Annotated in this window: 9 protein-coding genes, 1 tRNA gene and 1 other RNA gene; all 11 read left to right on the top strand. The window is 65.7% G+C overall.

The window, feature by feature from the left end; all coding sequences use genetic code 11:
• Positions 1-867, top strand: an 867-nt coding sequence (locus L288_RS36370) for a cysteine desulfurase family protein (protein ID WP_021239099.1), incomplete at its 5' end; no start/stop codon positions are given.
• Entirely contained in the window at positions 864-1,955 is a 1,092-nt protein-coding gene (locus L288_RS36365; protein WP_021239098.1) for a cysteine desulfurase family protein, read from the top strand. The genes L288_RS36370 and L288_RS36365, both read left to right, overlap by 4 nt.
• A gap of 20 nt (positions 1,956-1,975) precedes the next feature.
• Positions 1,976-2,311 (top strand): 2Fe-2S iron-sulfur cluster-binding protein, encoded by a 336-nt coding sequence (locus tag L288_RS36360; protein WP_021239097.1) that lies wholly within the window; start codon positions 1,976-1,978, stop codon positions 2,309-2,311.
• On the top strand, positions 2,259-3,251 hold the full coding sequence (blaSGM, locus tag L288_RS36355; protein ID WP_051209709.1) for an SGM family class A beta-lactamase: 993 nt from the start codon (positions 2,259-2,261) through the stop codon (positions 3,249-3,251). The genes L288_RS36360 and blaSGM overlap by 53 nt, the downstream gene beginning before the upstream one ends.
• 39 nt (positions 3,252-3,290) lie before the next feature.
• An RNA gene (gene ffs / locus L288_RS42585) (signal recognition particle sRNA small type) lies at positions 3,291-3,388 on the top strand.
• Between the two features lie 52 nt (positions 3,389-3,440).
• Positions 3,441-5,057 carry a DNA polymerase III subunit gamma/tau gene (locus L288_RS36350; protein ID WP_021239095.1) on the top strand — a complete coding sequence of 539 codons (1,617 nt, stop codon included), beginning with the start codon at positions 3,441-3,443 and terminating at the stop codon, positions 5,055-5,057.
• Positions 5,054-5,377 (top strand): YbaB/EbfC family nucleoid-associated protein, encoded by a 324-nt coding sequence (locus L288_RS36345; RefSeq protein WP_021239094.1) that lies wholly within the window; start codon positions 5,054-5,056, stop codon positions 5,375-5,377. Before L288_RS36350 ends, L288_RS36345 begins: the two co-directional genes overlap by 4 nt.
• A gap of 132 nt (positions 5,378-5,509) precedes the next feature.
• On the top strand, positions 5,510-7,906 hold the full coding sequence (gene lon, locus L288_RS36340) for an endopeptidase La (RefSeq protein WP_021239093.1): 2,397 nt from the start codon (positions 5,510-5,512) through the stop codon (positions 7,904-7,906).
• 175 nt (positions 7,907-8,081) lie between these two features.
• The gene (locus L288_RS36335) at positions 8,082-8,354 is read left to right on the top strand and encodes an HU family DNA-binding protein (RefSeq protein WP_021239092.1); all 273 of its coding nucleotides are present in this window, start codon (positions 8,082-8,084) and stop codon (positions 8,352-8,354) included.
• Between the two features lie 254 nt (positions 8,355-8,608).
• Positions 8,609-8,685, top strand: a tRNA-His gene (locus L288_RS36330).
• Positions 8,686-8,796: 111 nt separating this feature from the next.
• The gene (hisI, locus tag L288_RS36325) at positions 8,797-9,159 is read left to right on the top strand and encodes a phosphoribosyl-AMP cyclohydrolase (protein ID WP_021239091.1); all 363 of its coding nucleotides are present in this window, start codon (positions 8,797-8,799) and stop codon (positions 9,157-9,159) included.
• Positions 9,160-9,192: the final 33 nt, after the last annotated feature.

Raw genomic sequence — 9,192 nt, 5'->3', positions numbered from 1 at the left:
ATCGCGGACGCGCTGGGCTGGCGCGGGCATGTCATCTTCACCTCCGGCGCGAGCGAGGCGATCGCCCTCGCTCTGTCCCATGTGCCAGCCGCCGGTATCGCGACCTCGCCGGTCGAACATGATTCGGTGCTGCGCGTCACCCCTGCGGCGGAGCGGCTGCCGGTCGATGCGCAAGGGCGGGTGGAAAGGACCCCGCGCCCTTTCCGCATGATCGCCGTCCAGCACGTCAATAACGAAACCGGCGTCATCCAGCCGCTGGAGAGCCTGGACCGCTCCGGCGCGCTGCTGTTCGCCGACTGCGCGCAGAGCGCTGGAAAGCTGCCGCTGCCCGACGCCGACATGATCGCGATCAGCGCGCATAAATTCGGCGGCCCGCCGGGCATAGGCGCGCTGCTGGTCAAGGATCTGGCGCTGCTGCGCCCCAGCGGCGGGCAGGAGCAGGGCTATCGCGCCGGCACGGAAAACCTGCCCGCAGCGCTGGCGATGGCCGCCGCCCTGGAACAGCGTGATGACTGGCTGCCGCGCGCGGAAAGGCTGCGCGCCCGGCTGGACCGCGGTATCGAGCAGGCAGGCGGCGAGGTGATCGCCAGCAACGCGCCCCGCATCGCCACGATCGCCAGCTACCGCATGCCCGGCGTTTCCGCCCGCGCCCAACTGATCCAGTTCGACCTCGCTGGCATATCGGTTTCCGCGGGCAGCGCCTGTTCGTCGGGCTCGCTCAAGACCAGCCATGTCCTCAACGCCATGGGCTGGGACGAGACGGCCGCGTCCGAAGTCGTCCGCGTGAGCTTCGGCCCCGCCACTACCGAAGCGGATGTCGACCGTTTCCTGCGCGACTGGACCCGTCTCGCGGAGCGCGGCCGATGACCATCTATCTCGATTATCAGGCGACCACCCCGCTCGCGCCCGAAGCATTCGACGTCATGGCGCCATTGCTCCGCGACCAGTTCGCCAACCCGCACAGCCCGCACCGGCCGGGGCGCGCCGCTGCCGCGCAGGTCGAACTCGCCCGGACAGAGGTTGCGCAACTCTTGCCCGGCGGCGGACGGCTTCTTTTCACCTCCGGCGCGACGGAGGCGCTCAACATCGCCATTCAGGGCGCTCCGCCCGGCGGCATCGTCACCATCGCCACCGAACATGCAGCAGTGCTCGACACGGCGCTCGCCCAGCGCAGCAAGGGCCGCGAAGTCACCATCCTTCCGGTGGGGCCGGACGGCCTTGTGGACATGGACGCGGCTGAAAAAGCGATCCGGCCCGGCGTTGCGCTGGTCGCCGCCATGCTGGTGAATAACGAAATCGGCGTGATCCAGCCGGTCGCCGGGCTGGCGGAGCTTGCCCATGCGGCGGGCGCGCTGCTCCTGTGCGACGCCGTGCAGGGATATGGCCGCACCGATATTCCCGCCGATGCGGATATGATCGCGATCAGCGCGCACAAGATCCACGGTCCCAAGGGCGTGGGCGCTCTCTGGCTGCGTGACGGCGTTTCGCTTGAGCCGTCCATCCATGGCGGCGGTCAGGAACAGGGGCTGCGTTCGGGCACGCTGTCTCCCGCGCTTTGCGCCGGGTTCGGCGTTGCCGCCCGGCTCATGCGGGAAAGGGCGGGGGCCGACCGCGCCCATGTGGAAATGCTGTGGGACAGGGCGCAAACGCTGTTCAGCGGCTGGACGCTGAATGGCAGCGCGGACAGCCGCTATCATGGCAATATGAACCTGCGCCGCGACGGCGTGGACGGCGCGCGGCTGTTGTCCGATTGCCGAAATGTCGCTTTTTCGCTCGGCAGCGCTTGCGCTAGCGGGTCCGGGCGGCCTAGCCATGTGCTGCGCGCCCTGGGGCTGTCGGACCGGCAGGCGCGTGGATCGGTGCGGATCGGCTTTGGCCGGTACACGACGCTGGCCGAACTGGAGGATGCTGCGGTAATCATGAATGAAGCGGCAGCCGTCCAAGCGGCGCCGTAAGCCAGGGGAAGTCGTTATCAATGGTCAGGGTCACCTTCATCAGTGCGGATGGCGAGCACCGGCAGGAGGTTGAGGCCGCCGCCGGATCGGTCCTGCTGGAAGTCGCCCAGGCGGCGGGCCAGCCGCTGGAGGGGACGTGCGAAGGCCAGATGGCCTGCTCCACCTGCCATGTGATCGTGGACCGCGACGATTTCGACAAGCTGACCGGCGCGAGCGAAGCGGAGGAGGACATGCTGGACCTTGCCGCCGCCGCCACGCGGACCAGCCGCCTGTCCTGCCAGATCGTTCTTGATGACGGGCTGGATGGCCTCACCGTCCGGATTCCCGGCCAGTTCTACAATATGCAGGGCATGTAAGCCGGTGCGCTTTCCGCTTCTGGCCGCATTGCTCGCCGCTGCGCCATTCCTGACGCTGGGGCCGTTCGCAGCGCAGGAGCGCGAATCCCTGCTGCCGCCCGCGCCCCGCTACATGGTCAGCCAGTCGGCGGTAAACGAGGCGCGCAACCCGCGCGAGATCGAGAAGGAAAGCGGCGGACGGCTCGGCGTCGCGCTGATCGACAGCAAGGGCGCCCTGCTGCTCGGCTTCAACCGCGACGAACGCTTCGCCATGTGCTCGACCTTCAAGGCGCCCTTGGCCGCCGCCGTGCTGATGGGGGCTGAGGCGGGCAAGTTCGGGCTGGACGGCCAGGTCGCCTTTTCGAAAAGCGACCTTCAGAACCATGCCCCGGCGGTGAAGGCGAACATCAAGCGCGGGCGCATGTCGATGGCTGAACTCGCCGAAGCCGCCGTGGAATTGAGCGACAACAGCGCGGCGAACCTGTTGCTGCCCTTCGTCGGCGGGCCGGAGGGGCTCACCGCCTTCATGCGCTCGCATGGCGACGCGGTCAGCAGGCTTGACCGCAACGAGCCCGGCCTCAACGAAAATGCGCAGGGGGATGAGCGTGACACGACCAGCCCGGCGGCCATGGCGGGCCTTATGGCGCGGCTCCTTTTCCAGGACATGCAGCCCGAAAGCGCCGCCAGGCTGCGCGAATGGCTGAACGGCAGCAGCACCGGCGACCGGCGGATCAAGGCGGGACTGCCGGAAGGCTGGACCTCCGGCAGCAAGACGGGAAGCTGCGGCACCGCCTATAATGACGTTGCCCTGATCAAGGCCCCGTCCGGCGAGGAATATATCCTCGCCATCTATCTCGATCGCCCAACGGTTGAGGGCAAGGCGGCCGAAAGCGCCATCGCCGACGCCGCGCGCGCCGCCCTGAGCCTGATCAGCAAGGCGCAACGCACCGGCCTGCAATAAGCGGGCCTTGCCATCGCCGCAGCCTTTCGCCATATGCGCCGCGGGAGTCGGGCGGACGTGGTCGTCGCCAACCTGGTCAGGTCCTGACGGAAGCAGCCACAACGATTTCGCCGCGGGTCGTTCCGGCTCCCACCTTCATCCGGCTTTCCGGCTTCGACAGCCGCTCGCCAAGCCGCTAGATTGATCCTCATGTCCGATTCACCCCAGCCTTATCGCGTGCTTGCGCGCAAATACCGGCCGCGCAATTTCAGCGAGCTGATCGGGCAGGATGCGATGGTGCAGACGCTCGGCAACGCCATCAGGCGCGGGCGGCTGGCCCATGCCTTCCTGATGACGGGCGTGCGCGGCGTCGGCAAGACATCGACCGCGCGGCTGATCGCCAAGGCGCTGAACTGCGTCGGTCCTGACGGGCAGGGCGGCCCCACCATCGATCCCTGCGGCCAGTGCGAACCGTGCAAGGCCATTGCGGAGGGGCGGCACATCGACGTGGTGGAAATGGACGCCGCCAGCCATACCGGCGTCGACGATGTGCGCGAGATCATCGAAGCGGTGCGCTACGCCGCCGTGTCGGCCCGCTACAAGATCTACATCATCGACGAAGTCCACATGCTGTCGAAAAATGCGTTCAACGCGCTTTTGAAGACGCTGGAGGAACCGCCCGCCCATGTAAAATTCCTGTTCGCCACGACAGAGGTGAACAAGGTCCCCGTGACCGTCCTGTCCCGTTGCCAGCGCTTCGACCTGCGCCGCATCCCGGCCGAGATGCTGGCGGCGCATTTCACCCATGTGGTCGATGCCGAGGGCGTCGCCGCCGAAGCGGACGCGCTCGCGCTGATCGCCCAGGCGGCCGAAGGGTCTGCCCGCGACGGCCTTTCCATCCTGGACCAGGCGATCGCCCATGCCGAAATGGGCGAGGGCGCTCCCGTGGTCACCGCCGCCCAGGTGCGCGAGATGCTGGGCCTGTCGGACCGGGGCGCCGTCCGCCGCCTGCTTGGCCTGCTGCTGGAAGGGGATACGGGCGCGCTGCTGGGCGCGGTGCGCGATCAATATGCGCTGGGCGTCGAACCGCTGGCGCTGATGCGCGGCCTGCTGGAACTCGTCCATGCCGTGACCTTGCAGAAGGCCGGGCGCGACATTTCCAGTCCCGGCCAGTCCGCCGAGGAGCAGGAGGCGCTCCGCAACTGGGCCGCGCAGATCGGCTTCGCGCCGCTCCATCGCCTGTGGCAGCTTCTGCTCAAGGGTCATGACGAAATCGCGAGCGCCGCATTCCCGATCGAAACCTGCGAGATGGCGCTGCTGCGCGTGATGCATGCCGCCACCATGCCCGATCCCGGCGAAATCGCCCGGCTGCTGCGCGATGGACCGGCTTCCGGCGCGCAAATGCCTGCGTCCGGCACGCCTTCCGCTCCCGCAAGCGAGCAGCCGTCAGCCTCGCTCCCCGCGACGTTCGAGCAGATGATCGCCGCGCTGGAGGATGGCGGGCGGCACATGATCGCGGGGCAGATCAGGGATTGCGTCCGCCTCGTCAGCTACGCGCCGCAATCGATCGAGATGCAGCTCGTCCCGCCGCTGGGCAGGGAGTTCGCCAAGACGCTGGAATCCGCCCTGCATCAGGTCACCAGGGCCCGCTGGCAGGTCAGGATCAGCGACGGCCCCGCAGCGCCGACCCTGTTGGAACAGGATGAGCGGCGGCGCGCTGATGAGCGGGCGGAGATATTGGAAACACCCGTGGTGAAGGCGGCGATGGCGGCCTTCCCCCACGCCGAGCTCAGCGATGAGCTTGAACAATGGAGCGCAGAGCGATGAAGGATCTGAACGAGATATTGGGCATGGCCAGCCGCGTGCAGGAGGAATTGCAGCGCGCGCAGGAAAATCTGGACAAGATCGAGGTGGAGGGCGCTGCGGGCGGCGGCCTGGTCAAGGTGCGCGCCTCCGCCAAGGGGCGCATCGTCGGCGTGTCGATCGACGACAGCCTGCTCGCCCCGTCCGAAAAGCAGATGCTGGAGGACCTTGTCGCCGCCGCCTTCAACGATGCGCGCAAGAAAGCGGATGAGGCAAGCTCCGCCGAAATGTCGAAGATGACGAGCGGCCTGCCTCTGCCTCCGGGCTTCAAGCTGCCTTTCTGAACAAAAGCGGCAGGCGATCAGCGGCCGTTCATGGATCCTTTAATAAGCAGGCGCGATTGAATGGCGGGGTGATTGTCCCCATAAAGCGATGAACTGCATGGCGGGCCAGGGTCCTGCTGCACCGGAGATTGAATGACTACGCAATACCCCCTTCTTCCGCTGCGCGACATCGTCGTTTTCCCGCAGATGATCGTGCCGCTGTTCGTCGGCCGCGACAAGAGCGTCGCCGCCCTTGAGTCGGCGATGGAAGGAAATAAGGAAATCTTCCTCGTGTCGCAGCTCGACCCGGCGGAGGATGATCCCAGCCGCGACTCGCTCTACGACACGGGCGTGATCGCCGTCGTGCTGCAACTGCTCAAGCTGCCGGACGGCACCGTCCGCGTGCTGGTGGAGGGCAAGAGCCGCGCCCAGCTTCTCTCCCTCGATTCCAGCGGCAGCCATCTGGTCGCTGCCGTCAGCCCCGTGGATGAGATTGAGGCGGAAGGGCCGGAGGCGGCCGCCCTGATGCGCTCCGTCGCGGAACAGTTCGAAAATTACGCCAAGCTCAACAAGAAGCTGCCCGCCGAAACCCCGGTGCAGTTGCGGGAGATCGAGGACGCCGGACGCCTGGCCGACGCGGTGGCGGCGAACATCAACGTCAAGGTCGCCGACAAGCAGTCGCTGCTGGTCGAGGCTGATCCCGTCAAGCGCCTGGAAATGGTCTTCGCCTTCATGGAGGGCGAACTTGGCGTCCTCCAGGTCGAAAAGAAGATCCGCGGCCGCGTGAAGCGCCAGATGGAAAAGACCCAGCGCGAATATTATCTCAACGAACAGTTGAAGGCGATCCAGCGCGAGCTTGGCAATGGCGAGGGCGAGGAAGGCGACGAACTCGCCGAACTGGCCGACAAGATCGCCAAGACCAAGCTCAGCAAGGAAGCGCGCGCCAAGGCGAACGCCGAATTCAAGAAGCTCAAGGGCATGCAGCCCATGTCCGCCGAAGCGACCGTCGTTCGCAATTATCTCGACGTGCTGCTGGGCCTTCCCTGGGGCAAGCGCGGCAAGGTCAAGACCGACCTCAAGCGCGCGCAGGCGATCCTGGACGAGGATCATTTCGCGCTGGAGAAGGTCAAGGACCGGATCATCGAATATCTCGCCGTGCAGGCGCGCACCAACAAGCTCAAGGGGCCGATCCTGTGCCTCGTCGGCCCTCCGGGCGTCGGCAAGACCTCGCTTGGCCGCTCCATCGCCAAGGCGACGGGCCGCGAATTCGTGCGCCAGTCGCTGGGCGGCGTGCGCGACGAAGCGGAAATCCGTGGCCACCGCCGCACCTATATCGGGTCGCTGCCGGGCAAGATCGTGACCAACCTCAAGAAGGCGGGGACGATGAACCCGCTTTTCCTGCTGGATGAGATCGACAAGCTCGGCCAGGACTTCCGCGGCGACCCTGCTTCGGCGCTGCTCGAAGTGCTCGACCCCGAACAGAACAGCAAGTTCCAGGACCATTATCTGGAGATCGATGTCGATCTTTCGGACGTGATGTTCGTCACGACGGCCAACTCGCTGAACCTGCCGCAGCCGCTGCTCGACCGCATGGAGATCATCCGGCTCGAAGGCTATACGGAAGACGAAAAGGTCGAGATCGCCCAGCGTCACCTGCTGCCCAAGCAGATCGACGCGCACGGCCTCAAGGAAGGCGAACTGGAAGTCACCGAGGCGGCCGTCCGCGACCTCATCCGCCATTATACGCGCGAGGCGGGCGTCCGCACGCTTGAGCGGGAAATCGCCCGGCTCGCCCGCAAGGCGCTGCGCAAGATATTGGAAGGCGCGTTCGACAAGGTGACGATCACGCCGGAAAATCTGGCCGACTATGCCGGGGTGCGGAAATTCCGCCACGGCGTTGGCGAGGAGGAAAATCAGATCGGCGCCGTCACCGGCCTCGCCTGGACAGAGGTGGGCGGCGAACTGCTGACCATCGAAGCGGTCACCGTGCCCGGCAAGGGGCAGATCAGGACCACCGGCAAGCTTGGCGAAGTGATGAACGAATCCGTGCAGGCCGCCTTCTCCTATGTGAAGGCGCGCTCGCCCGGCTATGGCATCAAGCCCAGCATCTTCACCCGCAAGGACATCCACATCCACCTTCCCGAAGGCGCGGTGCCCAAGGATGGCCCTTCGGCCGGTATCGGCATGGTGACGACCATCGTGTCGACGCTGACCGGAATTCCCGTCCACAAGGATGTGGCGATGACGGGCGAGGTGACGTTGCGCGGCCGGGTTCTGCCCATCGGCGGCCTCAAGGAAAAGCTGCTGGCGGCGCTGCGCGGCGGGATCAAGACGGTCCTGATCCCCGCGGAAAATGAGAAGGACCTTGCCGAAATCCCGGCCAACATCCGCGAAGGGCTGGAAATCGTTCCGGTCAGCCATGTGGACGAAGTGCTCGCCCGCGCGCTGGTCTCCACGCCCGAAGCGATCGCCTGGACCGAGGAGGATGACCTTGCCGCGCAGCCCAGCCCCGCGCAGGGCAGGGACGGGGATGCATCGCTGCGCCATTAAACAATGTTAAGCGGCGGTTATCCCTGATCAATGGGATCAAGGGACAAGGGAAAATCTCGTCCAGGGGACTTCGCTTGTCGCTTTCCCTTTGACAGGCCTTGAAAGCTGGGCCTTATTGCGCCGCCTACGCCGCGATTCCGCGTTTATCCATAGAGCTAGAAGGGGGTTCCAAGGCATGAACAAGCAGGATTTGATCAGCGCTGTCGCTGAAACCAGCGGCCTTAGCAAAAGTGATGCGACCAAGGCTGTCGAAGGCGTTTTTGAATCCATTTCCGCTGCCCTGAAGAAGGGGGATGAAGTTCGCCTCGTCGGCTTCGGCACCTTCTCCGTTTCGCAGCGCAAGGCATCGACCGGACGCAATCCGCGCACCGGTGAAACCATGACCATCAAGGCTTCGGCCCAGCCCAAGTTCAAGGCCGGCAAGGGTCTGAAGGATTCGGTGAACTGATATCCGGCGGTCCGGCTTGCCGGATCGACCGTCATCCGCCCGGCAGTGCCGGTCCCGGCTGGGAAGTTGTTTAGGAGAGCGGGCGCGGCAGGTGGGATATCCATCGCCCGCCATATGCGAAGGCAAGGATCAGGGGGAAGGGCCGGGCGGCTCATCCCCCTTTTCTTTTTCCACGAAGAGAGGCATTTGCGCGCTTGACGAGGCCGGAATGGCCGCATATGTGCCGCTTCTCTCTCGGGCCTTATGGCCCTGTGGCGATCGTAGCTCAGTCGGTTAGAGCGCTGGTTTGTGGTACCAGAGGTCGTGGGTTCGGATCCCATCGGTCGCCCCATTTTCCCCATTTGCAGGATAGAAGCGGTGCTGGCCGCCTGCTGGCGCGCGGCGTCCGGCCATTCGCATTTCCCCGCTTCGCTTGTCCGCCATTCGCTCCTATAGAGCCCCGATGGACGAAGCACGCGACAAGGGGCTGACCCTCAATCCCAAATATGACCGGGACGGCCTGATCACCGCCGTCGTCACCGACGCGGACGGGGGCGACGTGCTGATGGTCGCGCACATGAATGCGCAGGCGCTCGCGCTGACGGTCGAAACCGGCCTTGCGCATTTCTGGTCCCGCAGCCGCCAGTCGCTATGGAAGAAGGGCGAGACCTCTGGTCACATGCTCCAGGTGCGCGACATCCGCATCGATTGCGATCAGGACGCGGTCTGGATAAAGGCCGTGCCCGCTGGCCCCACCTGCCACACGGGCGCACGGTCCTGCTTCTTCCGCCGCGTGAGTGCGGACGGCCTCACCCCGGTACAATAAGGTACGCATAAACGGTCCACTGCCCCGGCCGTC

Origin of the sequence: Sphingobium quisquiliarum P25 (assembly GCF_000445065.1) — a bacterium.
Taxonomy (GTDB): domain Bacteria; phylum Pseudomonadota; class Alphaproteobacteria; order Sphingomonadales; family Sphingomonadaceae; genus Sphingobium; species Sphingobium quisquiliarum.
Note: the sequence above shows the minus strand (reverse complement) of the source record. Positions and strands in the feature narration are given on the sequence as shown.